27 protein-coding genes, 2 tRNA genes and 1 pseudogene are annotated in these 25,945 nt (G+C 55.0%); 17 read left to right on the top strand and 13 right to left on the bottom strand.

Annotated elements, in window-relative coordinates:
- Nucleotides 1–778: 778 nt before the first annotated feature.
- Nucleotides 779–2,689 carry a molecular chaperone HtpG gene (htpG, locus tag PG722_RS04425; RefSeq protein WP_270579777.1) on the top strand — a complete coding sequence of 637 codons (1,911 nt, stop codon included), beginning with the start codon at nucleotides 779–781 and terminating at the stop codon, nucleotides 2,687–2,689.
- A 143-nt stretch (nucleotides 2,690–2,832) separates the two neighbouring features.
- Nucleotides 2,833–3,741 (top strand): diacylglycerol/lipid kinase family protein, encoded by a 909-nt coding sequence (locus PG722_RS04420; protein WP_118760576.1) that lies wholly within the window; start codon nucleotides 2,833–2,835, stop codon nucleotides 3,739–3,741.
- A 23-nt stretch (nucleotides 3,742–3,764) separates the two neighbouring features.
- Here the strand turns inward: PG722_RS04420 and PG722_RS04415 are convergent, their stop codons facing one another.
- The 3 genes from PG722_RS04415 to PG722_RS04405 all read right to left on the bottom strand — a co-directional run bounded on the left by PG722_RS04415 (nucleotide 3,765) and on the right by PG722_RS04405 (nucleotide 5,183).
- Nucleotides 3,765–3,959 carry a hypothetical protein gene (locus PG722_RS04415; RefSeq protein WP_270579774.1) on the bottom strand — a complete coding sequence of 65 codons (195 nt, stop codon included), beginning with the start codon at nucleotides 3,957–3,959 and terminating at the stop codon, nucleotides 3,765–3,767.
- 88 nt (nucleotides 3,960–4,047) lie between these two features.
- Nucleotides 4,048–4,632 (bottom strand): dipicolinate synthase subunit B, encoded by a 585-nt coding sequence (locus PG722_RS04410; RefSeq protein ID WP_270579773.1) that lies wholly within the window; start codon nucleotides 4,630–4,632, stop codon nucleotides 4,048–4,050.
- Nucleotides 4,629–5,183 carry an NAD(P)-dependent oxidoreductase gene (locus PG722_RS04405; protein WP_270579772.1) on the bottom strand — a complete coding sequence of 185 codons (555 nt, stop codon included), beginning with the start codon at nucleotides 5,181–5,183 and terminating at the stop codon, nucleotides 4,629–4,631. Before PG722_RS04405 ends, PG722_RS04410 begins: the two co-directional genes overlap by 4 nt.
- Between PG722_RS04405 and PG722_RS04400 the strand changes: the two genes are divergently transcribed.
- Complete coding sequence (locus PG722_RS04400; RefSeq protein ID WP_270579771.1) at nucleotides 5,182–5,319, top strand: hypothetical protein; 138 nt, start codon at nucleotides 5,182–5,184, stop codon at nucleotides 5,317–5,319. The two genes, PG722_RS04405 and PG722_RS04400, sit on opposite strands and share 2 nt — an antisense overlap.
- Nucleotide 5,320: 1 nt before the next feature.
- Nucleotides 5,321–6,646 carry a recombinase family protein gene (locus PG722_RS04395; protein WP_270579770.1) on the top strand — a complete coding sequence of 442 codons (1,326 nt, stop codon included), beginning with the start codon at nucleotides 5,321–5,323 and terminating at the stop codon, nucleotides 6,644–6,646.
- 3 nt (nucleotides 6,647–6,649) lie between these two features.
- On the opposite strand, the gene PG722_RS04390 is transcribed toward PG722_RS04395, so the two are convergent.
- From PG722_RS04390 to PG722_RS04370, 5 genes are all read right to left on the bottom strand, one after another.
- Entirely contained in the window at nucleotides 6,650–7,510 is an 861-nt protein-coding gene (locus PG722_RS04390) for a tRNA 2-thiocytidine biosynthesis TtcA family protein (RefSeq protein ID WP_270579769.1), read from the bottom strand.
- A 16-nt stretch (nucleotides 7,511–7,526) separates the two neighbouring features.
- Nucleotides 7,527–8,648 (bottom strand): cysteine desulfurase family protein, encoded by a 1,122-nt coding sequence (locus PG722_RS04385; RefSeq protein WP_270579768.1) that lies wholly within the window; start codon nucleotides 8,646–8,648, stop codon nucleotides 7,527–7,529.
- A 113-nt stretch (nucleotides 8,649–8,761) separates the two neighbouring features.
- Nucleotides 8,762–9,448, bottom strand: a complete 687-nt coding sequence (gene queC / locus PG722_RS04380) for a 7-cyano-7-deazaguanine synthase QueC (RefSeq protein ID WP_116704889.1) — start codon at nucleotides 9,446–9,448, stop codon at nucleotides 8,762–8,764.
- Nucleotides 9,445–9,942 carry a preQ(1) synthase gene (gene queF, locus PG722_RS04375; RefSeq protein ID WP_118285179.1) on the bottom strand — a complete coding sequence of 166 codons (498 nt, stop codon included), beginning with the start codon at nucleotides 9,940–9,942 and terminating at the stop codon, nucleotides 9,445–9,447. Before queF ends, queC begins: the two co-directional genes overlap by 4 nt.
- 23 nt (nucleotides 9,943–9,965) lie before the next feature.
- Nucleotides 9,966–10,463: a QueT transporter family protein gene (locus tag PG722_RS04370; RefSeq protein WP_227109547.1), complete on the bottom strand. Its 498-nt coding sequence runs from the start codon at nucleotides 10,461–10,463 to the stop codon at nucleotides 9,966–9,968.
- A 589-nt stretch (nucleotides 10,464–11,052) separates the two neighbouring features.
- On the opposite strand from PG722_RS04370, the gene PG722_RS04365 reads away from it, so the two are divergent.
- Nucleotides 11,053–11,796, top strand: coding sequence for a sporulation initiation factor Spo0A C-terminal domain-containing protein (locus PG722_RS04365; RefSeq protein ID WP_270579767.1), 744 nt, complete (start codon nucleotides 11,053–11,055; stop codon nucleotides 11,794–11,796).
- 127 nt (nucleotides 11,797–11,923) lie between these two features.
- Here the strand turns inward: PG722_RS04365 and PG722_RS14145 are convergent.
- Nucleotides 11,924–12,223, bottom strand: a pseudogene (locus PG722_RS14145) (dipicolinate synthase subunit A N-terminal domain-containing protein); the annotation flags it as partial.
- A gap of 103 nt (nucleotides 12,224–12,326) precedes the next feature.
- Nucleotides 12,327–13,526: a M24 family metallopeptidase gene (locus PG722_RS04355; protein ID WP_270579765.1), complete on the bottom strand. Its 1,200-nt coding sequence runs from the start codon at nucleotides 13,524–13,526 to the stop codon at nucleotides 12,327–12,329.
- A gap of 164 nt (nucleotides 13,527–13,690) precedes the next feature.
- Here PG722_RS04355 and cls point away from each other — a divergent pair, with 164 nt between their 5' ends.
- Genes cls through PG722_RS04340 form a run of 3 tightly spaced genes read left to right on the top strand, consistent with a single transcriptional unit; the run spans nucleotide 13,691 to nucleotide 16,452 of the window.
- Entirely contained in the window at nucleotides 13,691–15,217 is a 1,527-nt protein-coding gene (cls, locus tag PG722_RS04350; protein WP_270579764.1) for a cardiolipin synthase, read from the top strand.
- 18 nt (nucleotides 15,218–15,235) lie between these two features.
- Nucleotides 15,236–16,000, top strand: coding sequence for a threonine/serine exporter family protein (locus PG722_RS04345; RefSeq protein WP_161273870.1), 765 nt, complete (start codon nucleotides 15,236–15,238; stop codon nucleotides 15,998–16,000).
- On the top strand, nucleotides 15,997–16,452 hold the full coding sequence (locus PG722_RS04340) for a threonine/serine exporter family protein (protein WP_270579762.1): 456 nt from the start codon (nucleotides 15,997–15,999) through the stop codon (nucleotides 16,450–16,452). The genes PG722_RS04345 and PG722_RS04340 overlap by 4 nt, the downstream gene beginning before the upstream one ends.
- 72 nt (nucleotides 16,453–16,524) lie before the next feature.
- On the opposite strand, the gene PG722_RS04335 is transcribed toward PG722_RS04340, so the two are convergent.
- The gene (locus PG722_RS04335; RefSeq protein WP_117490556.1) at nucleotides 16,525–16,845 is read right to left on the bottom strand and encodes a permease prefix domain 1-containing protein; all 321 of its coding nucleotides are present in this window, start codon (nucleotides 16,843–16,845) and stop codon (nucleotides 16,525–16,527) included.
- Complete coding sequence (locus PG722_RS04330; RefSeq protein ID WP_270579761.1) at nucleotides 16,832–17,167, bottom strand: PadR family transcriptional regulator; 336 nt, start codon at nucleotides 17,165–17,167, stop codon at nucleotides 16,832–16,834. The genes PG722_RS04335 and PG722_RS04330 overlap by 14 nt, the downstream gene beginning before the upstream one ends.
- Nucleotides 17,168–17,345: 178 nt before the next feature.
- Between PG722_RS04330 and PG722_RS04325 the strand changes: the two genes are divergently transcribed.
- The 7 genes from PG722_RS04325 (at nucleotide 17,346) to PG722_RS04295 (ending at nucleotide 22,741) form a co-directional block, all read left to right on the top strand.
- The gene (locus PG722_RS04325) at nucleotides 17,346–17,837 is read left to right on the top strand and encodes a COG2426 family protein (RefSeq protein WP_227109541.1); all 492 of its coding nucleotides are present in this window, start codon (nucleotides 17,346–17,348) and stop codon (nucleotides 17,835–17,837) included.
- A gap of 120 nt (nucleotides 17,838–17,957) precedes the next feature.
- Nucleotides 17,958–18,044 (top strand) — tRNA-Leu (locus tag PG722_RS04320).
- Between the two features lie 45 nt (nucleotides 18,045–18,089).
- Nucleotides 18,090–18,165: transfer RNA gene (locus PG722_RS04315), tRNA-Pro, on the top strand.
- Nucleotides 18,166–18,244: 79 nt separating this feature from the next.
- Complete coding sequence (gene moaC, locus PG722_RS04310; RefSeq protein ID WP_270579760.1) at nucleotides 18,245–18,730, top strand: cyclic pyranopterin monophosphate synthase MoaC; 486 nt, start codon at nucleotides 18,245–18,247, stop codon at nucleotides 18,728–18,730.
- The gene (locus PG722_RS04305) at nucleotides 18,727–19,662 is read left to right on the top strand and encodes an XdhC family protein (RefSeq protein WP_270579759.1); all 936 of its coding nucleotides are present in this window, start codon (nucleotides 18,727–18,729) and stop codon (nucleotides 19,660–19,662) included. Before moaC ends, PG722_RS04305 begins: the two co-directional genes overlap by 4 nt.
- A gap of 105 nt (nucleotides 19,663–19,767) precedes the next feature.
- Entirely contained in the window at nucleotides 19,768–20,589 is an 822-nt protein-coding gene (locus PG722_RS04300) for a substrate-binding periplasmic protein (RefSeq protein ID WP_118358765.1), read from the top strand.
- Nucleotides 20,576–22,741 (top strand): ATP-binding response regulator, encoded by a 2,166-nt coding sequence (locus PG722_RS04295; RefSeq protein ID WP_270579758.1) that lies wholly within the window; start codon nucleotides 20,576–20,578, stop codon nucleotides 22,739–22,741. Before PG722_RS04300 ends, PG722_RS04295 begins: the two co-directional genes overlap by 14 nt.
- 419 nt (nucleotides 22,742–23,160) lie before the next feature.
- Here PG722_RS04295 and PG722_RS04290 read toward each other — a convergent pair whose 3' ends face one another.
- Entirely contained in the window at nucleotides 23,161–23,646 is a 486-nt protein-coding gene (locus tag PG722_RS04290) for an RNA polymerase sigma factor (protein ID WP_118358769.1), read from the bottom strand.
- A gap of 234 nt (nucleotides 23,647–23,880) precedes the next feature.
- On the opposite strand from PG722_RS04290, the gene PG722_RS04285 reads away from it, so the two are divergent.
- Both PG722_RS04285 and PG722_RS04280 read left to right on the top strand, forming a co-directional pair.
- Nucleotides 23,881–24,588, top strand: coding sequence for a LytR/AlgR family response regulator transcription factor (locus PG722_RS04285; RefSeq protein WP_270579757.1), 708 nt, complete (start codon nucleotides 23,881–23,883; stop codon nucleotides 24,586–24,588).
- Nucleotides 24,585–25,889, top strand: coding sequence for a sensor histidine kinase (locus PG722_RS04280; protein WP_270579756.1), 1,305 nt, complete (start codon nucleotides 24,585–24,587; stop codon nucleotides 25,887–25,889). The genes PG722_RS04285 and PG722_RS04280 overlap by 4 nt, the downstream gene beginning before the upstream one ends.
- Nucleotides 25,890–25,945: the final 56 nt, after the last annotated feature.

Genomic DNA, 25,945 nt, shown 5'->3' with positions numbered 1-25,945 from the left:
CGGCGTCCGCCGCGGGGACAAAAAGGAAGGGACACCCATGGTTTCCCTTCCTCTTTGAACTCCTACCTTTCCTTTGTTTGATAGTACGGCGGTAATGGTAGAGAGGAGACCGCTCCGAAAAGGAGTACGGCAGTCGGGTTACCGTTCCGTAGGGGCGCGCATTGCGCGTCCATTCCTCTACCTATTCGCAGTGCCAGATACCGTACTGCTACACAGGCGGCTTACTCCACGCAGGCGCGGCATACCCGTGCCGCGCAAATTTTTTGCTTGTGCAGATTATCCAAATCCTACGGATATAGGCGATATGCACCCGTAATCGTGTTGCGCGGCACTGTTGTGCCGCGCCTGCGTAGACCCAAATTGGATGTAGCAGTACGGTATCCGACACTACGAATAGGCGGATACAACGCGGAACGAAAAATCCTCTGCCGTACTCTTTTTTTCGCAGCGGTCTCCTCTCTACCGTTACCGCCGTGCCCTCTAAGGGAAAAGGGGAGATTCACAAGAGGGTGGAAAACCGCAGGTTGTCTACCCTCTTGTGCGCCTGCCGTGCGCAGCGGCACTCCACGCCGTGGTTCACGGAAAAATTCTCCGCCCGAATAGGGTGAACCGCCTGCATGGTTCGGGCATATCCAATTCTCAATTTCGATTTTGAACAAACCATGAATTTTACAAACCCTACTTGATTTTTTTGCGCAATAGGCTTATTATATCAATGTTGGCACTCGACGATTGAGAGTGCTAATACCAAACAACAAACACAGAGGTGTATGTAATCATGGCAACCAAGCAGTTTAAGGCAGAATCCAAGCGCCTGCTCGATTTGATGATCAACTCTATTTATACGCACAAGGAGATTTTCCTGCGTGAGCTGATCTCCAACGCATCCGACGCAACGGATAAGCTCTACTATAATGCAATGAAGGAAGGCAAGACCGGTATCACTCGCGACAGCCTGCCGATTGAGCTGACGCTCGACAAGGCAAACCGCCGCTTTATCATCGAGGACCACGGCTGCGGCATGACTGCCGAGGAAATGGAGAACAACCTCGGTACGATCGCGCATTCCGGTTCGCTGGCGTTCAAGAACGAAAATGAAAAGCAAGACGACATCGACATCATCGGCCAGTTCGGCGTTGGCTTCTATGCGGCCTTTATGGTTGCAAAGCATGTTGAGGTCGTATCTCGTGCGGCAGGCAGCGACGAGGCCAACCGTTGGGAGTCCGACGGTGCGGACGGCTACACGGTTGCACCGTGCGAAAAGGCAGAAAACGGTACGAAGATCGTACTGACCATCAAGGATAATACGGAGAACGAGAATTACGATGAATTCCTCGAGCCGTACCGCATTCAGGGTCTGGTAAAGAAGTATTCCGATTACATTCGCTACCCGATCAAGATGGATATGACGCGCTCCCGCATGAAGGAGAAGCCGGCGGATGCAGGTGACGACTACAAGCCGGAGTGGGAGGAGTACACCGAGAATGAGACCCTCAATTCCATGGTTCCGATCTGGAAGAAGTCCAAGAAGGAGCTGAAGGACGAGGATTACAACAGCTTCTATACGCAGAAGTTCTACGATTATCAGCCGCCGCTGTGCCACATCCATTCCAGTGTGGAAGGCGTGGTAACGTACACGGCAATGCTGTTCATCCCGTCTCACGCGCCGATGGACTACTACACCAAGGACTATGAGAAGGGTCTGCAGCTGTACTCCAACGGCGTACTCATCATGGACAAATGCGCGGATCTGCTGCCTGATCATTTCAGCTTTGTACACGGCATGGTCGATACGGCAGATCTGTCGCTCAACATCTCCCGTGAGATGCTGCAGCACGACCGCCATTTGAAGGCCATTGCGCAGAGCCTTGAGAAGAAGATCAAGAGCGAGCTGCTCAAGATGCAGAAGGATAAGCGCGAGGATTATGAGAAGTTCTGGGCAGCGTTCGGCCGTCAGATCAAGTACGGTGCTTATGTTGAGTACGGCGCGCACAAGGAGCTGCTGCAGGATCTGCTGATGTACCATTCCTCCACGGAGGACAAGCTGGTATCGCTCGCGGAGTACGCTTCCCGCATGAAGGAAGACCAGAAGTATATCTACTATGCTTGCGGCGAGACCATCGACAAGATCAAGCTGCTGCCGGTAATGGAAACCCTGTCGGATAAGGGTTATGAAGTGCTGTGCATGGATGACAGCATTGATGAGTTCTGCGTCAAGATGCTTGCTAAGTACAACGATAAGGAATTCAAGTCTATCGCGGATGCAGACCTCGGTCTGGACAGCGAGGACGAGAAGGAAGAGATCAAAAAGCTGAGTGAGGACAACAAGGATGTCCTCGAAGCACTCGGCAAGGCGCTCGAGGGCAAGGTTAAGAAGGTCGAGCTGACCAGCCGCCTCAAGAGCCATCCGTGCTGCCTGCGTGCCGAAGGCCCGGTAACGCTCGAGATGGAGAAGGTGCTCAACCAGCAGGCTGCTGTCAACGGCGGTCAGAGCGTACACGCCGAGCGTGTTCTGGAGCTGAATGCCGAGCACCCGATCTTTAAGAAGCTGTGTGCGCTGCAGGCGGAAGGCTCGGATAAGGTAAGCACCTATGCGGATATCCTGTATACGCAGGCGCTGCTCATCGAGGGTATGCCGGTGGATGATCCGGTGGCTTATGCAAATGCTGTTTGCAATTTGCTCTCCTGAGATATATAATAATATAGTTAGTATATAGATAGTTATATACTTGGGATAAAAGAGTGAATGATTGATGGATTGAGAATAGCGATGCGGCGCGGCTGCGTCGATACTACATTTTATTTATGAACAAAACCGGAAGGTGATGAAACATGAAGAGAATGCTGTGGATACTCAATCCGCATGCGGGACGCGGTGCAATGAGCGGAAAGATCATCGACTGTGTGACCGCATTTCAGCAGGCAGGATATGATGTGACGATTTATATCACGCAGGGTGCGCAGGATGCAACGCGTGTTGCACGGGAGCGTGCGGGCGAGTTCGATCGCATTGTGTGTGCAGGCGGTGACGGTACGCTGAACGAGGTGATTACCGGTCTTATGCAGGCGGAGACCCGTCCGGTTCTCGGTTATGTGCCTGCCGGTACAACAAACGACTTCGCGTTTAGTCTGGGCATTTCCAAGGTGCCCGCTGAGGCGGCGGTTATTGCGGCAGGCGATACGCTGCAGGCGCTGGACATCGGCCGCTTCAACGATCGCTATTTTAACTATGTTGCGGCGTTCGGCGCGTTTACCGAGGTCTCTTACGAGACACCGCAGCAGACCAAGAACATTTTCGGGCGTGCTGCGTATATCATCGAGGGCATTAAGGCGCTGACCAACATCAAAACCTACCACATCCGCGTGAACAGCGCGGAAACGCAGATAGAGGACGATTTCATCTACGGTATGGTGACAAACACGGTGTCGGTCGGCGGCTTCAAGACCATCCGGCCGGATGGCGTGGCGCTGGATGACGGACTGTACGAGGTGCTGCTCATTTACCCGGTTGAAAATCCGATGGAGCTGCAGTGGCTGGCGAATGACCTGTTGACGCATAATGTCGAATCGAACCGCTTCGCGTACTTTCGCACGTCAAAAATCAGTTTTTCGTCCGATGACGAGGTGACGTGGACGCTGGACGGCGAGTTCGGCGGTGCATTGCACAATGTGCAGATTACCAACTGCAGCCGTGCGATCACATTTGCCACCGGCAAGGAGCCGGAAGGCAAAGAATCATAAGAAAAGTCCTGCAGAATGCTGGCTTAACCGTGATAAGGAACGAATGCAGCCGTATTACGGATAGCCGGCGGATTCAGGTGTGCAAGGACAACAAACGTAAAGACAACCGCCCATTTCCGAAAGGAAGGGGCGGTTGATTTTTGCTGTTTATCAAAAGTAAACTGATTCAATTTCATGGACGAGGTGGCAATCTCCGTATCGGCAGAGCCCGGGATCATAGAAAAAACGGCGTGACTTTCACGGTCACACCGTTCTTTGCGACACAATAATTACTTGTCACGGTTCAGTGTCAGCTCTGCGGGATTTTTATACGTTGGGTGCAAGCAGGATGGGCTGAAGCTGTCTGCCGTTCATGGCCGCGTCAATGGCGGCGGGAATCAGCGTCATGTCTGCGACAAGCGAGCGCGGCTTGTTGTGCGGTGCATCCTGCCGCAGCGGTACGAAATAGTAATGCCGGCGATTCAGCAGCGTGCCGAGATTTGCGGCGCTGCCGGACAGACCGTCGTTGGTGGAGACCGCCAGCACGACCGGACGTTCTCCGCGCAGATGGCTTTTGACCGCCATGGTCGCGGGCGTGTCCGTCAGACCGTGCGCCAGTCTGGCAAGTGTATTGCCCGTGCACGGCGCAACGATCAGTATATCAAATATCGCCTTCGGCCCAATCGGCTCGGCGGAAACAATGCTGTCGATAGGGGAGACGCCGGTGAGTGCGGTCAGCTCCTGACGCCAGTGCGCGGCTATGCCAAAGCGGGTGTCTAGTGTGCCGGCGCTGTCGGACAGAATCGGCGTAACGGAATCGCCGCGCTCGATGAGTGCTTGTATAACCGGTATGACCTTGGCAAAGGTACAGAACGAACCGGTCAGTACAAAGCCGATGCGGAGTTTGCTCATAAGATACCCTCCTCGTGCAGAATGGTGTCCACGGTATCGAATACCGCGCGTGCAGCGCTGAGCGGTGCTACCTTGCCCGGCAGAGACAGCGCGTGCAGCACGCGGCAGCCATCCGGAAGCAGGGTATCGGCGGCAACACCGCCCGGCAGAGATGCAAGATCAATGATGAAGCAGGGCGGTTTCATGTCGGACAGTACTTCGGTTGTCAGGATCGGGGCGGGTACAGTGTTGAAAATCAGGTCAAAACCGGCAAGGTGACCGGCGAGCCTGCGTGTATCCAGTGCGTGCAGTCCTGCGGCGGCGATGCGTGCAAAATCACGCGTACAGCGTGCGGAGACCGTAACCTGTGCATCGAGAGCATACAGCTTGCGTGCAAGAAGCATGCCGATCCGTCCGGCACCGATCACCAGACAGCGTGCATTTTGCAGCGTGAACGCAGTCTGCTCCATCGCAAGCTGAAGTGCTCCCTCGCAGGTAGGGAAGGCGTTAGCGGTTTGGCGCATAAGCGGGTTTGCCTTCGCATAGACTGCAAGCGAAGGAGGGATAGCCATGAAATTGACCGAACAGGAGCAGGCTGCTGTTTCGCGCGGCATGATCGAGGGCCTGCTCCGCGCTTTGCACGCGGAAGGCGCGCTGCCGCCCGAGCGTCTGGAGCTGGTGCTCGAGCTGCTGTGCGCAGGCCGCTGACATGCTGCGCGTGGCCGCCTATTGCCGCGTTTCCACCTCGCAGGAGGACCAGAGAAACTCGCTGGAGAATCAGCGGCGATATTTTTCGGAGTACATCAGCCGCCAGCCGGACTGGGAGCTTGTGGAGGTTTATGCGGACGAGGGTCTGTCCGGCACCTCGTCCGACCGGCCTGCCTTTCGGCGCATGCTGGCAGCGGCAGCAGAAGAGAAAATTGACCTGATTTTAACCAAAGAGGTCTCACGCTTTGCCCGAAATACGGTTGACACGCTCGCGTACACGAGGCTGCTGCGCCGTCAGGGAGTCGGTATTGTATTCATTGGAGATCATATCGACACCCGCCAGAATGACGGTGAATTTCGGCTTACCATAATGGCAAGCGTAGCGCAGGAGGAGAGCCGCAAAATCTCTGAGCGCGTCAAGTGGGGGCAGCAGCGCTCGATGGAGCGCGGTGTGGTGTTCGGATGCGATAATATCTACGGGTTTACCCTGCAGGGTGGGGAACTGACGGTAAAACCCGAACAGGCGGCAGTCGTCCGCGAGGTGTACCGCCGTTTCTTGATGGACGGCAAAGGCACTTACATCATCGCACGGGAGCTGACCGCCGAGGGCATCCCGCCGCCAAGCGGAAAAGGAAAATCGTGGTCGTCTACGATGGTGCTGCGGCTGCTCCGAGGCGAGAAATACTGCGGCGATCTTCTGCAGCGCAAAAGCTGCACGCCGGATTTTCTCGATCATCGCAAGGTGAAAAATGAGGGGCAGTCACCGCAGGTCTATCTGCGGGATCATCACGAGGCGATTGTGCCGCGCTCGATGTTCGAGGCTGTCCGGCGGGAACTCGACCGTCGGCAGGCAAACCGCAAAGCCGGCAGCCGACCCTCCGCGCGGTACTGGTGCTCCGGAAAAGTGGTCTGCGGACGGTGCGGCAGTCGGTTTGTGCCGCGCAGGGGCGCACAGGCGGACGGCGGTCTGCGATGGGTGTGCGGAAAACGGGTGCAGCACGGCGTGGCAGCGTGTGCGGCTCCGGCAGTTGGGAATCGAATTTTGCTGGACTGCATGAAGCAAATCACGCAGGATTTGCCAATTGATATAGAGGTAGTATTGCGGCAGACCTTACGCGCCATACCCGACCTCACACGCGCTGAAAGACAGCAATTCTGTACAATTTTACGAAAAAAGCTGTACAGTGAAACGGTTTACAGTGCACTGCTTGATCATATCACCGCAACGGGGGAGGGCTTGACTGTATATCTGCACGGCGTGTCCGAACCGCTGTATTTCGACCTTTCGGGCAGAGAAAAGCCGTCCGTGCAGCGCACGGACGGCTGAACGCTATTCGCTTTTCTTTCCGCGTGCGTCATAATCATCGAGGAACGAGTGGAGCACGCCGCCAGACTTGTAACCGGGCATCATGTCCAGATTTACCGAGTGAATACTGTTGAAAATGCTGCGCTCGATATTCGGGTTGTCGCGGCGCAGACGGCGCAGCAGAATCTTGACCTCCTGTCGCTTGGAACCGCCTCCACCGTTGTCGCACATCGTACAGTTTTCGGTGAAGCGGCACGCGCACTGGATAAATTCGAGGTCGTTATACTGCTTCCACGCGAGGATATCCTCCTCGTGAATGCAGTACAGCGGACGAATCAGCTCCATGCCCGCAAAGTTGGTGCTGTGCAGCTTGGGCAGCATGGCCTGCATCTGCGAGCCATAAAACATGCTCATCACGGTGGTTTCAATGACATCGTTGAAGTGGTGGCCGAGCGCGATCTTGTTGCAGCCGAGCTCCTGCGCCTTGCTGTACAGATAGCCGCGGCGCATGCGCGCACACAGGTAGCACGGGTTCTTCTCGCTGTTGTTGGCAACCGCGAAAACGTCGGTCTCGAACACGGTGATCGGGATATGCAGCAGTGCAGCGTTGCTCTCAATTTTGTTGCGGTTGATTTCGTTGTAGCCGGGGTCCATGACGAGGAAAACCACCTCGAACGGCACCTCGCTGTACCGCTGGAGCAGCTGCATCAGCTTGGCCATCAGCATGGAATCCTTGCCGCCCGAAATGCACACGGCAATCTTGTCGCCCGGCTGAATCAGCTGATACTGACGGACCGCCAGTGTAAACGGGTTCCAGATGGTCTTGCGAAATTTTTTGATGATACTACGCTCGATCAGCTCGTGCGGCTGTAAATCTCGTTTCATAATGATGCTCCCTGTATTACTTGACTAACTCGTGATAGCACGCGTCGAAAACGGACAGAAATTCGTCGATTTCGGCATCTGTGGTGAGGTGGCTCAGGCTGATGCGCCATGAGGACAGTGCATTGCGCCGGTCGCGGCTGACAGCAAACACTGCACGGGACGGCAGACCATCCGCCGAGCAGGCGGATTTGACCGAAACGCACACGCCTTTTTCGGACAGCGCGCGCTGAAATACGGTGCCTTTCACATTCTTGACGCTCAGATTGAGGATGTGCGGCACGGCGTGCTCCGGACTGTTGATATGCACCGCCGGATACGCCGCAAGTGCGCGGCGCAGCTTCTCACTGTGGCGCTGAACGACAGCACAGCGGATCTCACGCTTATCGCATGCCAGCTGCAGTGCCAGCGCGGACGAAGCCGCCAGACTGAGCGCAGGCGTGCCGCTGCGGTACAGCGTCGTGCTGGCACCGCCGTTCATTTGCGGTTCGAGCGGCATACGGCTGCGCTTGAGCAGCACGCCGCTGCCGCAGATACCGCCGAACTTGTGCGGTGCAAAGCTCAGCGTGTCGATGCCGGAAAAGTCCACCGGGATGCGCCCGATAGCCTGCGTTGCGTCAACGTGCAGACGGCAGTTCGGATGGTCAGCCAGCAGCGCCGCGATTTCGTTTACCGGCTGGATGGTGCCAAGCTCGCTGTCCACCGCGCAGATGGCAACGAGAACGGTATCCGGACGCAGAAGCTCGCGCACTTCCTCTGGATCCACTGTGCCGTCCCGACCGATGGAGAGCAGGTCAATCTCCCAGCCGCGCTCCTGCAGGGCGGTCAGGCTGCCGCTGACCGAGGAATGCTCGAGCGGTGTGGAGATGATATGCTTGCCGATATGCCGTGACGCTTGTGCGATGCCCTTGATGGCGAGGTTGTTCGCCTCGGTCGCACCCGAGGTAAAGATGATCTCGGCAGGGGACGCGCCGGTCAGCGCTGCAATCTGCTCGGTGACACGCGCCATTTCCTCACGGGCGGCTTTGCCTGCCATGTGTACCGAGTTCGGGTTGGCCGGAAACCGGCGTTCCATATCGCAGAATCGCTCGAGCACTGCCGGATCGGCGGGTGCATGGGCGGCATAATCGAGATAAATCATAGCATGGACTCCTCAAAATAAGGTTAACGGCTATAATCATAGCATTCTTATAGGAAAAAGTCAAGATGGACAGAAAAAGACTGCTGTCTCCGATGAAACAGCAGTCTTTTGTTTTACCTCATTGCGGGGTCGGTCACACCGTTCGCCTCGAACGCGCGGATGCGGTCCAGGCAGGTGCCGCACTTGCCGCACGGCTTGTCGCCGCCCTCGTAGCAGCTCCACGTCAGCTGATAGGGAACCTGCAGCCGCAGACCTTCGGCAACGATCTGCGCCTTGTTCCAACGCACGAACGGAGCCTCGATGCGGACATCACCGCCCGAGCCGAGTACGATAGAGTGGTTCATTGCATTTACGAAATCCTCACTGCAGTCGGGATAGGCATTGCCGGCGGCATCGTCGTGATGCGCACCGTAGTAAATCACGCTGCAGTTCTTGGACAGCGCAACGCTGGCCGCTGCCGACAGGAACAGACCGTTGCGGAACGGCACATAGGTCGTAACCGGCTTGCCGCCGCGCTGCGCGAGCTGCTCGGCGTAGGATTCCTCGGGGATGTCCTCGGTCGAGTGGGAAAGCAGCGAGCAGTCGCTGTACGCGAACACCGGCGTCAGGTCGAGAGATGTGCCCTCGATGCCGTAGTATTCGAGAACCGCCTTCGCAGCCTGGATCTCCTTAACGTGCTTCTGACCGTAGTAAATGGACAGCGCGCACACATTCTCCTTGCCGTGCTTCTCGATGGCAAGCGCAAGACAGGTCGTGCTGTCCACGCCGCCGCTGCACAGGACCATTGCCTTTTCGCTCATCGGTTGTCCACCTTCTCCGGGTACAGATCGTGGTGGGTGAGACGCTCGAATGCAACCTCCTCCCAGCGGGTGCCGGGCTTGCCGTAGTTGCAGTACGGGTCGATCGAGATGCCGCCGCGCGGTGTAAATTTGCCCCAGACCTCAATGTACTTCGGATCCATCAGGCGGATGAGGTCCTTCATAATGATGTTTACGCAGTCCTCATGGAAATCACCGTGGTTGCGGAAGCTGAACAGATACAGCTTGAGCGACTTGCTTTCTACCATGCGCTCGCCAGGCACATAGGAGATATAGATAGTAGCAAAGTCCGGCTGGCCGGTCATCGGGCACAGGCTGGTGAACTCCGGGCAGTTGAACTTGACAAAATAGTCATTGTCCGGATGCTTGTTCGGGAAAGTCTCCAGCATTTCGGGCGCATAGTCCGAGGGATACTTGTTCTTCTGGCTGCCCAGCAGAGTGACGCCGTTCAGTTCTTCTTTATTTCTTCCGGTCATGGTTGCATTCTCCTTACATTTAGTTAGGCCTTAGTTGCCTTGGGATACAGTGCACGCTGCAGTACGTTCACCAGAACGACACCGCAGACCGCAGGTACGGACTGACCGATGCACAGGCTGGTGGCGAGTACAGAATACGGAACGTGCAGCAGATAGCTCAGATAGCTCGATACGCCGAGACCGGGCACAAGGATGATCGGGAGGATCATCAGCCAGCGGCTCCAGCCCTTGCGGCGGATGAGCACGATGATCGCGGTAACGATGATACCGACGAAGCAGCCTCCGAACCAGTCCAGCAGACCGAGTCCGCCGAACAGAAAGTTGGCAATGAAATTCGCGAAACCAAGCGGCAAAACCAGGAACGGAAACAGGTAAGCGAGCGCATACAGAGCCGTTGCAATGCGGATCTGGTACGCACCGAAAGAGAAGCTCTGCGTAAAGTACAGCACAACAACGTAAAGTGCCATCACCATAGCAGAAACGGTCAGTTTTTGAACCTTGCTCATGTTTTCTTTTACCATATTTCGTTCACCTCCAAATAATGCACACAACAACGTTGATTGGAAACCTAAGGCAACACCGCACAATTAAGACTGCGGTGCTTTGCGGAAATTTTGTGTCCTGACTTTGTTGCAGTTTCACGGTAATACATCAAGTATTACCGCAAAACTGGGCCTCGTCAGTACGCAAAATTTACTCGCAAATCACTCTTGTTCAATTATGCGGTATTGCCTTAAAATTTTTCTGTTTCGTTGTCCCTAGTTTTGTTTTACGACAGGATGGTTTCGAACTGTCATTCCATATCCGGAAGCAAAGTGCCGAACGGCACAAACGATAGTATAGCGTATTTTTACCGTTTATGCAAGTGTAAAAGCACCAAAATGCGGTTTTTGATAGAGAGATTATGCGGTTTCACAGAGAAGCGCAGAGCACCTGTCCGGTTGGGAGAAAACCGGACATTCGACAGAAAAAACGCGGACTTGTCGAAAATTGTCGATAAATATGCGGGAAAAAGCAGGGATATCCGCTTGCGCGGACGCGCTGAATATGTAAAAATAAGATGTAATCCGTAAATCGGCATAAGATAGAGAAAGCCGGGGAAAGCAGTAAATGAAGATCAAACAAGGCAAAATGCGTATTTTACTGGCGTGTGCGGACGAGTCTCTGCTGAAACAGACAAAACGGCTTATGCAGGCGAGCAATGAACTGGAACTTGTCGGCAGTACGTCGAACGGCACGAAGGCGTGGGAAATGATTCGACAAAAAACGCCGGATATGGTCGTGCTGGATACCGACCTGCCGTATGCAGACGGCTTTGCCGTTGCGTCATGGATGAGACAGAAGGGGATGTGGGATACAAGCATTATCCTGCTCAGCTCGTTCATCGGCGGTCAGACCTATGTGGAGTGCAGTCTGCTGCACATCAACGTGCTGCTGCGCAAGCCAATCTGTGCGGATGCACTGTATGAGCGTATCAAGCTGGCGGTCAACTGTACCAGTCGGGGCGATACGGTGGAGCAGCGGCTGGCCCAGATCCTGCGGGAGCTGGGCATGCGCGAGCAGACGATCGGCTATCAGTGTGCATTGCTGACCGTGTGCCTGTATCGGGAGACCAACGGTGCCAGCATTACCAAGATTATTTATCACAGTGTCGCGCAGCAGATGAACAGCGAAGGCAGTAATGTGGAGCGCAATATGCGCTACGCCGTTCGCCGCGCATGGAATAAGTGTGATAAAGCCGTGCTTGCCAGGTATTTCGGTGAAGCGCGTGCACAGGATAAGGAGCCGCCGAGCAACCGCGAATTCTGTGCGGCTCTCGTGGAGTATCTCCGGCAGGAAGCCTGCCGCCTGTAACCGGACAGCCTGTGCTTTTTGCAAATGCGGCAGGTACCGCGTTGCGGATCGCCAGCTCCTCGCGGGATAAGTAGTCGATGAGTGTCAGTCCGTTCTGCACCGCGCGGGCGTGTACGGAAAAAGGCACGGCACCGGCCAGCGTCAGTGTTCCGGCGGGAATGGCATCGAGTACATCGCCGATGGTGTGCTGTGCATTGGCAAGCGGCGCGTTCAGGCTGCCGTCCCCCGTCTGCACCGGCATAGGCAGAATGACCGCGCGTGCATCGGCAAGGCACACCTGCAGGTCACTTACAGCCGTGCAGCCTGCGGCGGGTCGGCGCTCGAGTGCAAATGTGCGAACGGTGTGGCCTGCTTCGTGCAGCAGCTCGGCTAAATATGCCTGACGCACGTCGCCGCCGACGACGGCGAGAGTCGTCGATTGATTCATAAGCAAAAACCTCCTTTGCGCCATTCTATGCCGGATGCAAAAGAGGAGTGAAAAGAGAACATCCGCTCTTTGTACAAACAGAGAGCGGATGTTTTTGTATAGATTACTGATTGAGTACCTCGAACAGTGTGTCGCACGCGCCGGTGAGCGACTGCGCAGGACCGTCTGCGGTGATCTCATAGGTGTTTTCGCAGCCGATGAGGCCGACACCTGGAATCGCAATCTTCGGCTCAACGGCAAGCGTCATGCCGGACTGGAGCGGAGCCGAGAAGCCTTTGGCGAGAACCGGTGTTTCGTCCATTGTCAGACCGATGGAGTGGCCGAGGAACTTGCAGCCGTTCATGAAGCCTTCGCGGAACGCAGGATCGACGAGAGAGAGGATCTTCTCGTAAATCTCAGCCGGAACGGCACCGGCACGCAGGAGAGATGCGGTTTCATTCTCCAGTGCAATGCACTGCTCGCGTGCCGCACGGATCACGCCGCTCTGCGGATGCTTGTCCAGCTCGCCGTAGTAGAACGTAATACTCTTATCGGTATGGTAGCCGCGCCAGCCGCACGGAATGTCCAGCAGGACGGTGTCGCCTTCGTGCAGCTTGCGCTCGGACGAGCCGATGGACTTCATTGCGGTCGAGGTGCCGATACAGCCGGAGGGACTGTCCAGCGCGGTGGGACACAGGCTGTTTTCGCTGAAGCTGGCAATGCCGAGCACGTCCTCAGCTGCCGGCTGATTGTAGCGCGAAATACCCATACCGCCGCGGTCCACGATGGCGGTGCAGATCTCACTGCATAGACGTGCTTCGCTGACGCCTTCGCGCAGGAACGCCGGAGCAAGTTCCTCGATGACATAACGGTGCAGTCTGCCGGATTCGCGCATGCAGTCCAGTTCATACGCACTCTTGACCGAGCGCAGACCGCTCAGTACGCCATCCACCGGCTTGGGTGAAAACGGCAGATGCTTGTTCAGCATGGAGAGCTTTTGCAGCGTCATGGTCTTTGCGGCAACATAGACGGTCTCCGGAATATCCGGATAGACCTCCTTGATGCCGCGGAAGCTGCCCATCGGACGGATGTCTGCAAAGGCGGATTCGTCCTTTGCAACATCAAACGAGCGGCGGACGAACAGCGTAGCCTGATCGGGTGTCACGACAAGTGCGCCATCCTGCATGGTGCCGGTGAAGTAGTACATGTCGAGCGTGTTGTCGAGCAGAAGCATGGACCACGCAGGGTCCTTCTCGGTCATGGCACAGCGCAGACGGTCGAGCCGCGTGTTCAGTTCGGCGGCGGGCACGGGAATATGGGGCATGGATGATCCTCCTGTATGATTAACGGTGGTTTACAAAAATGTTACTTTTAGTGTAGCACATATTTAATCGGAGAGCAACGCAGACGCGTTGACTTTTTATACCTTGTGCGATATGATTATAGTCTATGGAAGGACTGCGCTATGCAGGGAAGGGAGAGATTATGATGCGCAGAAAAGTAGGCAAGCTGCTTGGCGACCGACGCGTTGTCGGCGGATTCCTGCTGCTGATTCAGCTTGCAATCGTTATGTTCGGCGTAAGCTGGGCAAGTACGGAATATCACTGGCTGACACCGGCACTGACCGTGCTGAGCGTTATCATTGTCATCTGGCTGGTGCGTAAGTACGACAACCCGATGTACAAGATCACATGGATGTTGGTTATTGTGCTGCTGCCGCTGTTCGGCGGCTTGTTTTATCTGTTCTGGGGCAATACGCCGCTCAATCGGGCGCGTACCCAGCATCAGTACGAGCCGAAACCGCCGGATTTCACTGATTATATGCGCACGCCTGCTACAAAGGAGCTGATCGAGCAGCATCCGCGTCATGCAGCACGCGCCCGCTATATCGAGACGCTGGACGGTATGCCGGTGTGGACCAACACGGAGACGAAATATTTCCGTATCGGTGAGGAAATGTTCGACTCCATGTGCAAGGAGCTGCGCCGCGCACAAAAGTTCATCTTTCTGGAGTATTTCATCATCGAAGAAGGCATCATGTGGGATACTATCCTTGACATCCTGCGGGAGAAGGCGGCCGCCGGACTGGATGTGCGCGTGCTGTACGACGACGTTGGTTCGATCTGCACGCTGCCGAAAAACTACGACCGCTATCTGATGAGCCTCGGCATTCATGCGGTGCGCTTTAACCGCTTTATCCCGACGCTGAACACCTATCTCAACTACCGCAACCATCGCAAGATGACGATTATTGACGGCAATGTTGGTTATATGGGCGGTATCAATCTGGCGGATGAGTATATCAACAAAAAGGTACGCTTCGGCTACTGGAAGGACACCGGTATCATGCTGCGAGGTGAGGGAACAGCCAATATGACCGCCCTGTTCCTGCAGATGTGGGAGTATGTCACCGGCGAGGACATGCCGCCGCTCGAAAACTATCTGCCGACCGCCAAGCTGCCGGCAGACGGCTATGTGCAGCCGTTTGCGGATTCACCGCTCGACGACATCAATATCGGTGAATCCACCTACCTGCAGATCATCCATAACGCGCGAAAGTACGTCTATATCACCACGCCGTATCTTGTACTGGACAACGAGATGATTACGGCGCTGACCATTGCGGCGCAGTCCGGCGTGGACGTGCGTATCCTGACGCCGGGCATCCCGGATAAAAAGCTGGTGTACATGATCACACGTTCGTACTATCAGCAGCTGCACCGAGCGGGCGTCAAGATTTATGAGTACCGACCGGGCTTTCTGCACGCGAAAACCATCGTGTCCGATGATGATACGGCGGTGGTCGGTACAATCAACATGGATTTCCGCTCATTCTTCCTGCACTTCGAGTGCGCGACCTGCTTCTACAACAGCTCGGTCGTTGCTGCCGTTAAGCAGGACATTATGGAGACCATCAATGTCAGCCGCCGGATTGACGATGAATGGCTGCGCCGAATGCCGTGGATTCGGTCGATCACGGCAAGCGTGCTGCGTCTGTTCGCACCGCTGCTATAATGAGAGGAGCGTGGTTGAATGGACCGACCGGAGCAGACACTTTCCGCTGTGCTGGATGCGGGAGAGCTGCTGCTGACCTCAGGTGCTGAGGCAGCCCGCGTAGAGGACACCATGCGCCGTCTGGCACGCGCCTACGGTTTTGTACGAGCGGATGTGCTGACCATCACGGCCAGCATGGCAGTAACGGTACGAACGGCGGACGATCAGGTGATCACGCAGACGCGCCGCATTCTGCGGCGCGGAACCGATATGCGCTGCATTGAGGCGGTCAACGAGCTGTCGCGCAAGGTATGTGTGAATCCTATCCCGCCGGAGGAATTGCACGCACGGCTGGAAGCTATCCGCACCGCACCGGATAAGCTGCGCTGCCGGCTGCCGCTGGCGTATCTGATCACGTCAGGCTCGTTCGCTGTGTTCTTCGGCGGCACCTGGAGAGACGGCATAGCCGCCATGCTGTGCAGCGTGCTGCTGTATGTCATCGGCGTGCTCGGTGATCGGATTTCGCTGCAGCCGCTGGTGTTGACCATGGTCAGCTCGGCGGCGATGTGCGCGGCAGCGGCTCTCACGGTAAAAACCGGCATGGGACAGAATCTGGATTATATCATTATCGGCAACATCATGCTGCTGATTCCGGGCATTCCGTTCGTCAACTCCATGCGCGATATTTTCGTGGGCGACACCATCACCGGACTGCTCAGCGCATTTGAAGCGGTTTTGCGAGCGCTTGCCATCGCGGCAGGCTGCGCACTCGTGCTCATGCAGACTGGGGGCGGTGCCGTATGACGGGTGAAATCCTTCTGCAGATTGTCATGGCGATGATCGGTGCGCTCGGCTTCGGACTGCTGTTTCATATTTACGGCAGCCGCCTGATCACGATCATGCTGGGTGCTGCGGTAAACTGGGGTGTGTATCTGTTGGCGATGCAGTGGTATGATAACCGCGTGACCGCGTTTTTTGTCTCTACGCTGGCAACGGCCGCACTGGCCGAGGTGCTCGCGCGGTTGCTCAAAGCGCCTGTCATCACGCTGCTCGTGCCTATGCTGGTGCCGCTGATTCCGGGCGGCGACCTGTATTACACGACGCTTGCGCTCGTGCAGGGCGACACGGCAGGCTTTGCTCGATACGGTACGCTGTTCATCGAGGAGGCGGGCGCGATGGCGTTTGGCGTCATCCTTGTGGCGTGCTTGGTGCAGACTCTCGGCAAGCTGTGGCTGCTGCACAGCGCAAGAAAATAAAGGCAACACCGCTATGCGGTATTGCCTAAAGAAAGCGTTCTGTAAATCTCATACAGAACGCTTTTGTGCTGTTTACAGCAGATAAATTGTCAGATATAACGCACAGAGCAGAATGGCAATCCATACAGTGGCGGAAATCACGTTGTACACTACCCGTGCAAGCGGCAGACGCGCCTGCCGCAGAGCCTTTCCCAGCACATCCGGATCACCGAGTGCACGCAGCACCTGACGCACAGCCTGCTCCTGTGTGAGGCTACCGCGGCAGCGCAACTCCTCCGCGCGGCTGAGAATATGGTCGGTCAGCTCCCGCCGAACGCGGGCACGGTAAGGCGGCCACAGGAGATGCCGGCACACGCGGTGCAGGTACGGCACAATCAGCTTATTTGGTGACACAGGCGCCACCTCCGATTGGCTTGCGGCAGGTTTTCCACTGTTCCCGGCAGCAGGTGAGCGTTTTCACGCCCTGACGGGTCAGCCGGTAAAAACGGTGCGTGCCGTCCTCGGTCTGCCGTTCACAGGAGCGGACATCGCCGCGTGCCTCAAGTCCGTGCAGCAGGGGATACAGGCGGCTTTCGCGGATGGCAAACGCGCAGTCTGAGCGGCATTCCACCTCATGCAGCAGTTGAAAACCGGTCTTGTCCGTCTCCTCAAGCAGAGAAAGCACAAGCAGAGCCGCGCTGTCATAAAAGGCAGCGTCTTTTTGTCCTCGCGGCATGGAGATCCCCTCCTTTATATATTCAGTATAACCGCTCGCGAGGGGTGCGTCAAATTATTTTACACAGATTTTACGATTGCAGCGCTTGCGTTTGTATGCGGAATAGGGTATCATTAACAAGTATATCTGTGTGAATATTCGCTGTTTACCATAGAACACTTGTCAGGAGGAAAAAATCGTGTTTTCATCGTTATTCAACTGGCTGATGGGCGCAGGCCGTGAACTGGCGGTTGTGCTCATCTCCATGGTTCCGCTGGTAGAATTGCGCGGTGCGGTCCCGCTGGGCGCGGTCGCAGGCGTGCCGGCGATCGAGCTGATCCCGCTGGCTGTGATCGGCAATATGATCCCGATCCCGTTTTTACTGTTCTTCGGCGAAAAGCTGCTGGACTGGGTGTGCTCGCTCGGCCCGCTTTCCGGCTTTGCCACCAAGTACCGCGAAAAGCTGCTCGGAAAGACCGGTCAGGTCACCAGATATGAACGGCTGGGTCTGTTCCTTTTTGTGGCGATCCCGCTGCCGGGCACCGGAGCATGGTCAGGTGCATTGATCGCAACGCTGCTCAAAATGCCGAAAACCAAGGCGCTGACTTCGATTCTGTGCGGCGTAATTGTTGCAGGCTTCATTATGCTGCTCGGTTCTCAGGGTGTAATTGGCGTTGCACATTTGTTTTAACAGATAACAGCCATTCCCGTGGGAATGGCTGTTATCTTTTGCAGCAGTGAAAGAAAAATACCCTTTTCGGAAAATTCCTCTTGCCAACCGGTGCGATTTACGATATAATAACTATGTTATGCCGGTGTGATGGAATTGGTAGACGTAGTGGACTCAAAATCCACCGCTGGCGACAGCGTACCGGTTCGAGTCCGGTCACCGGCACCATCAAGCGCCTCGGTTCCTCGGAATACGGGGCGCTCACAATACTATCCGGGTGTAGCGCAGTTGGTAGCGCGCCTGCTTTGGGAGCAGGATGCCGCAGGTTCGAATCCTGTCACTCGGACCAGATGAAACACCGCTTAAACGTCGTTTTGAGCGGTGTTTTTTGTGTTTGCAGAACAGAATGAATTTTCGGGAGGAACAACATGAAACTGACCCATTTGGATGAAAACGGTGCAGCGCACATGGTCAACATCGGCGCAAAGCCGGTCACGCAGCGCGAAGCTGTGGCGCAGTCCGTGCTGACCATGCAGCCGGAGACGCTGCGCATGATCCTTGACGGCACAGCGCCCAAGGGCGATGTGTTCGCGTGCGCGCGCATCGCGGGCATTATGGCGGCCAAACGGACGGCAGAGCTGATCCCGATGTGTCATCCAATCCCGATCGAGAGCGTGGACATCGCCATTGAGGCTGTCTCGGAGACGCAGGTGCGCGTTGTCAGCACGCTGCGTTGTTCGCACAAGACCGGCATTGAGATGGAAGCACTTACGGCGGCCACTGTTGCCGCGCTGACCGTCTACGACATGTGCAAGGCGGTGGACCGCGGTATGCGTATTGATGAGACGCTGCTGCTGCACAAGACCGGCGGCAAAAGCGGCGATTATCACGCGGAAGGAGCGACGGCACGATGACTTTGCTGGAACAGCTGCAGGCTGCCGCGGAAAATGCTCGCAAGGGACTTCCGGCGGCGCTGACCATCGACGCGGATGGCGTACAGTACACGCGCAATTTCATGCCGCAGGAACGCCTGATTCTGCTCGGCGGCGGCACGATCGCGCAGCCGCTTTGCCGCTATGCGGCCGATCTCGGTTTTGAGCTGGTTGTGGCGGACGACCGGTCGTCTTTTGCCAATTATCCGCGCTTTCCGGAAGCAAAGCAGATCGTATGTGATCTGTTTTCGGCAGCAATTAAGAAAATCGGCATCCGAGAGAGCGATTACGTTGCTGTTATCACGCGCGGGCATCGTTATGACGCGGACTGCCTGCGGGAGCTTCTGCGCGGCACCATGCCGCGCTATCTCGGTATGATCGGGTCGAAGCGGCGCACGGTCGGTCTGCTGAACATGCTTGAGGAAGAAGGCTTCTCTCGGGCAGACCTCGACCGTATTCACACGCCCATCGGTCTGGACATTGGTGCGCTGACCGTCAAGGAGATTGCGATTTCTATCGTGGCAGAGCTGATCGCGGAACGCCGCCGCACGACCGATCGCCGTTCCAAGAGCAGCATTCTCACCGCAGAGGACATCGACCTGCCGCTGCTGGAAACCGCTGCACGCGGTGATATTCCCAAAACGCTCATGCTCGTGTACGAGACCAGCGGTTCCACGCCGGTAAAATCCGGCTCGTACATGGTGGTCGATGCCAATACGGCTACCGCAGGCACCATCGGCGGCGGCTGCAGTGAGAGCGCCGTTATGCGGCAGGCGTACTACTTGATTGGGACCGGCGAGCACAAGTGTGTCACCATCGACATGAGCAACGACATTGCTGCGCAGGAAGGTATGGTTTGCGGCGGGCAGATGAAAGTGTTGTTGGCGGATTTGGGTACGAAAAAATCGACATAAAGTGAAAAAATTGTCGAAAAATACTGGAATAAAATGTTATACTCTCTCTGGCATTCATAGATCTAAAATGGTATAATAAGGATAAAAAGCAAAGCAGGGGAAGCCATGAGACTCAAAAGACGGATTTTCGGTGTATTTGCGGCAGCGCTGGCGGGTGTGCTGCTGTGCGGATGTACGGCTGCCGAGGATATGCAGGAGCACCAGACGGAAACACCGATAACAATCAAGGTGGGCAGTGACAACTATCCGCCGTTTAATTATACCGATGAAAACGGCAATCCGGCGGGCATAGATGTGGATCTGGCTAAGGAATCCTTCGGACGGCTGGGGTATGCGGTATCCTTCGTCGGTATTGACTGGGAAGAAAAGAAGAAACTGGTTGAACATGGTGATATTGACTGTATCTGGGGATGCTTTTCCGTTGATGGACGCGAGAACGAATACAACTGGACCGAACCGTATATGATCAGCCGCCAGGTGGTTGCGGTCAACCGCAGCAGCGATATTTATCGGCTGAGCGATCTGGAGGGCAGGACTATTGCCGTGCAGTCAACTACCAAGCCGGAAAGTATTTTCCTCGAGCGAACGGACAGCCGCATTCCGCTTGTGCGTGAAGTATACAGTCTGGAGGATCGCGAACTGCTCTACACCTCTCTCGGCAAGGGCTATGTGGATGCGATCGCGGCGCACGAAACCGCTATTCGGCAGTATATGAAGGATTATGATGTGGATTACCGTATTCTGGACGAAAGTATTCTCACGACAGGAATTGGTGTGGCGTTTGCAAAAAACGATGCGCGTGGACTGAACGAACAGCTTTCCCGGGTTTTCGAGGAAATGCGTGCAGACGGTACGACTCGAACGATCATAGGCAGGTATCTGTCCGATCCGGACAAATATTTGGAGGTGGACTGTGCTGCAGGTTAAAAAGGGCAAAGCCACGCGCCGGTACGAACGGATTGCGGCTGCAATCGGCGCCGTGCTGGTCATATTGGTCGGCTTTCGCACGGTGCGTGCGGAGAGCGCGCAGACACGGGAACAGCTCGGCAATACGATAGACTATGTGAAGGAGCAGTGCACGACCTATACACGCTACAATGCTGCGGCTGTTACCAAAAGCCTGATGCGTATCATGGACAACGCACAGCAGGTAAACCGCAATATCGGCTATGAAGGCTCGGCTGTAGATGAAGAACGGCTTCGGTTCTATGCGCAGGAACAGCGGCTGACCGGCATTATTCTGCTGGACACAGATGGAAGCGTGCAGTGCGAGTATAACGGTGATCTGCTGAATTTTCTGACACTGCAGGAGTATATAGAGCGGGATACAGTGCTCGATGTGGTCAGGTATCCGCAGAAGACCTATGCTTCGCGGATTGACCTGCCGGACGGCTCCTATGTGGATATTTCGGCGTACGGCCGTACAGATGTGCCCGGTGTAATCGTTGTATACTATCACACCACTGCGGAGTATGCACGCAATTATACGCTGACCATACAGGGCTTGCTTGCGGGCTATAATACCAGGGACGACGGTGTGATTGTAGTGACAGACGGCGACCGCATTATCGCGTCCAACGACGAAGAACTGGCTGATACCAAGGTGGAGGACAGCCGGATTCTGCAGCAGATCAAGTCAAAACTGTCGTCCGCCGCGGTCGGACATTTCAAGTGCGATGGCAATGCCTATTTCGGTGGTCTGGACCGCAGCCGCGACTACTATATCTACGCCTATGTATCCGACCGTATGGTAGCGACTGATATGGTCAAAAATGTGATGGCGGCGCTGATCATCTATCTGGTCATGCTGACCGTGATTCAAATGTTCCGCAGGCGTTCCGCGCGGGAATATCTGGCCGAGCAGGACCGGCGCGAGCGGGAATTCCGCGGGCAGCTGATGGAATCCGCCAAAAAGGCCGAGCAGGCCAACCGCGCTAAGACTGAGTTCCTGCAGCGCATGAGCCATGATATCCGCACGCCGATTAACGGCATTCGCGGTATGATCGAGATTGCGAATTACTACAAGGACGATCCGGACAAGCAGACCGAGTGCCGGAAGAAAATATGGGATGCCTCCGGTCTGCTGCTTGAGTTGGTAAACGAGGTGCTGGACATGGGTAAGCTGGAATCCGGCGAGATCATGTTGGAGGAACGCGAGTTTGACCTCAAGGAACTGCTGGACAGTGTTGGCGTGGTGGTGGATAAGCAGGCGCGGGAGCGGGGCATTACGATAATAACGGATGGCTATCCGGTTGAGCACCGCTGCCTGCTCGGCAGTCCGCTGCACCTGCGTCGGCTGCTGATGAATATCATCAGCAATGCGGTCAAGTACAACCACGCAGGGGGCGAAGTCAGGCTGGGATGCCGCGAAAAGCCGAGTGCGGATCCGGAGACTGCACAGATTGAATTCACCTGTGCGGATACCGGTATCGGCATGAGCGAGGAGTTTCAGAAGCACGTATTTGAGCCATTTGCACAGGAACGGAATTTTGCTCGATCGGAATATGGCGGTACCGGTCTGGGTATGCCGATTGCGAAAAGTCTGGCGGAGAAAATGGGCGGCACGCTGTCCTTTGTCAGCAGGCAGGGCGTAGGCACGACGTTTACGCTGTCGCTGTCATTCCGCATCTGCCATGCACCGGAGAAGCGAAACAAGCCGAAACGTCTGCTGCAGACCAGTTCTATTGCCGGACTGCATGTGCTGGTTGCGGAAGATAACAGGATGAATATGGAGATTGCTGAGTTTGTACTCAATGTGGAAGAAGCCTCCATCATCAAGGCAGTGAATGGCGAGGAGGCGGTACGCATTTTTGCCGATTCCAGGCCCGGAGAAATTGATGCGATTTTAATGGATGTGATGATGCCGGTGATGGACGGTCTGGAAGCGACGCGGCGTATTCGCGCGATGAAGCGTCCGGATGCGAGAACCATTCCAATCATCGCCATGACAGCAAACGCTTTCGCAGAGGACCGTCAGCTTGCCTTTGCTGCGGGCATGGATATGCATATTGCAAAGCCGCTGGAAGGCTCGGAGATGGTGGAAACGCTGGAGCGGTTTGTCAAATCCTCGCGAAAATAGGAGCAGAAGCGCAAGAAGGATAATATGTAAAGGAAAAGTCAGCCGAAAACGGCTGACTTGAGGCTGTCGAAAAACTCCGTTTTTCGAGCAGCCTCTCGATTGAAACCACGCTTTCAATCGAATCTTGACGAAAAGCCGCGCCCTACGGGCACAATTTTTCGTCCCTTGTATAATTCCCGAGGTACACAAGGTGAATTGCCGCATAGCGGCAAGAGAGGGTGGTCTGGACCACGCCCCCGGGAATTATGAATTTGCTGTGCAAATTCTATTTTATGCGTGCTGCCGCACGAAAAGTAAAAACGATAGATTGACTTTATCGACAGACTGAAGTCAGCCGAAAACGGCTGACTTTTCCTTTATAGTGCAGTTCTGCTGCCCGTATTATACATACAGCGAAACTATTCGGCAGGATGGGAAGTTCACATCAGCCTTTCCTTCGCAAGCAGGTGAGCGTAATGCTGTCTGGCGCGGCTTAAGCGCGCACGGCTGGCCTCGTGACTGATATGCAGATATTCGGCAATGTCCACACAGTTCAGATTCAGTTGATACCGCAGATATAGAATCTCCTTATCCGTGCAGGATAATTCGTTCGGCAGCAGGTCGAGCATGGAAAGGAAAATCGGTTCACAGCCAAGATCCTGAACGCTATCCAGCGGCACCTGCACATACCGGCTCCGCCGTTTGTACTCATCAAGCGCGAGATTGGTCAGCACGGTGTGCAGCCAACCGGGCAGATTCGGGTGCTGGCGCACCTGGTCAAAATGCGTCAGCAGGATGGTAAACGCCTCGTTTGTCAGCTCCTCTGCTGTAAACGGGTTGTGTGCAATGCGGATGGCCGCATACAGCAGCCGCTTGTAATTCCGGTCGTATAATTGGGAAAACAGTTCCTTGTCCTGTGCCGTCATAGATCGTTCACCTGATTCCTATCGGGTTCTGTTATGCACGATACCCGTTTTCAAGAGCAAAATCAATAGCGCGTTCCTGATTGGTCACTTTGCGTTCCCGCTCTGCAGCCGGACGTCCATCAATCTGCGGTATAATAGAAGCGGGGCAGCAGGAGACAGAACGCTTTGTGAAATATTGTCTGCTGTGCTGCTTTATGGTATAGTTAGTTCAGAACACAACAGGGAGGAGCACTCATGCGCATTATACTGTGCGATGACGATACCGCATTCACGCAGGTCTTTGAAAAACGCCTGCTGACTGTTTTCAAAAAATACGGAATCATATCGGAGATCGTGTCCGCGCACACGGGCGTGGAAGCCTTGCGCGAGATTACATGCAAGCCGACGGATGTGTTGTTTTTAGACATTGATATGCCTGAAAAAGACGGCTTTTCGGTCGCGGAAGAGCTGTCAGCCATGCCGTCGAAGCCTCTTATCATTTTCCTGTCCGGCATGGAAGATCTGGTGTATCAGTCGTTTGCGTTTCAGCCGTTCTGGTTTCTCCGCAAAACGCATCTGGAGGAGCTGCCGCAGGTAACCGAGAAAATGCTGCAGCTTCTCAACAGCCGTCAGATTCACTACACGGTTACGATGAACGGCAGCAGCACTCGCATTCCAATCACGGAAATTGCGTATTTTGAGAGCCAGGGACATTATATCGTTGTACATTACAACGAGAAATCCCTGCGGTTCAAGGCACGCATGAGCGATATCGAAACGGCACTCAGCAAATATTTTTTCGTGCGCTGCCACGTTGGCTATCTGCTGAACTGCCGGTTTGTTCAAATCTGCAGCCGGACAAGCGTCACCTTGACGGACGGGACGGTCCTGCCGGTCAGCCGCGCCAAAGCTGAGGAAACACAGATCGCCTTCATGGCGTATATGAGGAGCCTGCGCCCATGAATTTCTGGTTTGAGATGGCAGTCAATGCCGTGGAAGTAACGCTGATTCTCAGTTTTCTGGTGCAGTATTTCGGATATAAGACGGAAACCTCAGCGAAATACTGGGGAACCGCATTGATATGGATTCTCTCGTTTTGCATTGTAGCGTTTTTCTCGTGGACACATTTGTATGAAAATTATGCAAGCTCATTGCAGATTCTGGTCAATATTCTATTTTGCGTTACCCTATTAAGGGGTAATATTTTCCAAAAAATATTCGTGTCCGCGTTTACTATGGGTCTGGTGGCCATTACGGCAACGCTTACAACACTGCTGGTGGCCAAGCTGTCCGGTAATCAGGTGGCGTTTCTGCTGAGTCATTTCAGCGGGATTCGCGTTACGTCCATCTGCCTGACCAAGCTGTTGTTTTTTGTTATCACGCGGATTATTCTGCGTATCAAGGAAAGCGGAAAGCTAAAAGGGATGGACGTTATCGCACTGGTAATCGTACCGATGCTGTCCGACCTGGCTATTACATTGATGATGTATGCGGCGATACAGGAACCGAGCATTCAGACGATTGTTCTGTATGCCGTAGGTATTGTATTGATACTGAATATCGTTGTCTACTTTTTGTTTATCCGTTTGGGCAAAGCCGGAAAAATCCAAACCGAAATGGCGCTGCTCGCGCTGCAGAACGAATGTCTGCAGGAAAACGCCAAGGACATTGAGAACATGTATGACACGGTTCGTGCGCTGCGGCATGACCTCAAAAATCATCTGCTCTGCATTTTATCCATGGCGGAAGAACGGGATGTCGAGGGTATCAAGCAGTACACAGGGCAGCTTCTGCAGCAGCAGAATACCGTCAACAAGCTGATCATGTTTTCGGGCAGCAAGGTGCTGGATGCGATCATCAACAGCAAAAGTGCAGCCGCGGAACGGGCAGGCGTTCGGCTGAGTGCTATTATCACAACCCCGCTGGCGGGTATTTCGCCGGAGGATATTACCATCATCCTCGGCAATGCGCTGGACAACGCGATTCGTGCCGCAAAAGACAGTCAGCGCAAGGTGGTGGATATTCATATTCAGCCGCAGGGAGCATACAGCTCGATTGTGATTGCCAATGATATCGCACATCCGGTGCTGTCGGACAATCCGGCACTGCGTACCACGAAAAATATCCGGTATCGCCACGGCTTCGGCATTCAGAATATGCGGCAGGCGGTGGAACGTAATCAGGGACTGATTCGGTTTTACGAGCAGAACGACCGGTTCATCTGCGATATTTTGCTCCTTAACGTGCAAAGCAGGAACGAATAACGACTAAGCAGGAATAGCCGGTTGCAATTTCGGTGAAAAGCAGTTATCTTACAGAT

The organism is Butyricicoccus sp. OF27-2pH9A (genome assembly GCF_027693185.1).
Classification (GTDB): domain Bacteria; phylum Bacillota; class Clostridia; order Oscillospirales; family Butyricicoccaceae; genus Agathobaculum; species Agathobaculum butyriciproducens.
This window is presented reverse-complemented; position numbering and strand designations above follow the sequence as displayed.

Bases quoted from the DNA above. Each gene is read 5' to 3' on its own strand.
- htpG (WP_270579777.1), top strand. From the start codon at position 779: ATGGCAACCAAGCAGTTTAAGGCAGAATCCAAGCGCCTGCTCGATTTG.
- PG722_RS04420 (WP_118760576.1), top strand. From the start codon at position 2,833: ATGAAGAGAATGCTGTGGATACTCAATCCGCATGCGGGACGCGGTGCA.
- PG722_RS04415 (WP_270579774.1), bottom strand. From the start codon at position 3,959: ATGATCCCGGGCTCTGCCGATACGGAGATTGCCACCTCGTCCATGAAA.
- PG722_RS04410 (WP_270579773.1), bottom strand. From the start codon at position 4,632: ATGAGCAAACTCCGCATCGGCTTTGTACTGACCGGTTCGTTCTGTACC.
- PG722_RS04400 (WP_270579771.1), top strand. From the start codon at position 5,182: ATGAAATTGACCGAACAGGAGCAGGCTGCTGTTTCGCGCGGCATGATC.
- PG722_RS04405 (WP_270579772.1), bottom strand. From the start codon at position 5,183: ATGGCTATCCCTCCTTCGCTTGCAGTCTATGCGAAGGCAAACCCGCTT.
- PG722_RS04395 (WP_270579770.1), top strand. From the start codon at position 5,321: ATGCTGCGCGTGGCCGCCTATTGCCGCGTTTCCACCTCGCAGGAGGAC.
- PG722_RS04390 (WP_270579769.1), bottom strand. From the start codon at position 7,510: ATGAAACGAGATTTACAGCCGCACGAGCTGATCGAGCGTAGTATCATC.
- PG722_RS04385 (WP_270579768.1), bottom strand. From the start codon at position 8,648: ATGATTTATCTCGATTATGCCGCCCATGCACCCGCCGATCCGGCAGTG.
- queC (WP_116704889.1), bottom strand. From the start codon at position 9,448: ATGAGCGAAAAGGCAATGGTCCTGTGCAGCGGCGGCGTGGACAGCACG.
- queF (WP_118285179.1), bottom strand. From the start codon at position 9,942: ATGACCGGAAGAAATAAAGAAGAACTGAACGGCGTCACTCTGCTGGGC.
- PG722_RS04370 (WP_227109547.1), bottom strand. From the start codon at position 10,463: ATGGTAAAAGAAAACATGAGCAAGGTTCAAAAACTGACCGTTTCTGCT.
- PG722_RS04365 (WP_270579767.1), top strand. From the start codon at position 11,053: ATGAAGATCAAACAAGGCAAAATGCGTATTTTACTGGCGTGTGCGGAC.
- PG722_RS04355 (WP_270579765.1), bottom strand. From the start codon at position 13,526: ATGCCCCATATTCCCGTGCCCGCCGCCGAACTGAACACGCGGCTCGAC.
- cls (WP_270579764.1), top strand. From the start codon at position 13,691: ATGCGCAGAAAAGTAGGCAAGCTGCTTGGCGACCGACGCGTTGTCGGC.
- PG722_RS04345 (WP_161273870.1), top strand. From the start codon at position 15,236: ATGGACCGACCGGAGCAGACACTTTCCGCTGTGCTGGATGCGGGAGAG.
- PG722_RS04340 (WP_270579762.1), top strand. From the start codon at position 15,997: ATGACGGGTGAAATCCTTCTGCAGATTGTCATGGCGATGATCGGTGCG.
- PG722_RS04330 (WP_270579761.1), bottom strand. From the start codon at position 17,167: ATGCCGCGAGGACAAAAAGACGCTGCCTTTTATGACAGCGCGGCTCTG.
- moaC (WP_270579760.1), top strand. From the start codon at position 18,245: ATGAAACTGACCCATTTGGATGAAAACGGTGCAGCGCACATGGTCAAC.
- PG722_RS04305 (WP_270579759.1), top strand. From the start codon at position 18,727: ATGACTTTGCTGGAACAGCTGCAGGCTGCCGCGGAAAATGCTCGCAAG.
- PG722_RS04300 (WP_118358765.1), top strand. From the start codon at position 19,768: ATGAGACTCAAAAGACGGATTTTCGGTGTATTTGCGGCAGCGCTGGCG.
- PG722_RS04290 (WP_118358769.1), bottom strand. From the start codon at position 23,646: ATGACGGCACAGGACAAGGAACTGTTTTCCCAATTATACGACCGGAAT.
- PG722_RS04285 (WP_270579757.1), top strand. From the start codon at position 23,881: ATGCGCATTATACTGTGCGATGACGATACCGCATTCACGCAGGTCTTT.
- PG722_RS04280 (WP_270579756.1), top strand. From the start codon at position 24,585: ATGAATTTCTGGTTTGAGATGGCAGTCAATGCCGTGGAAGTAACGCTG.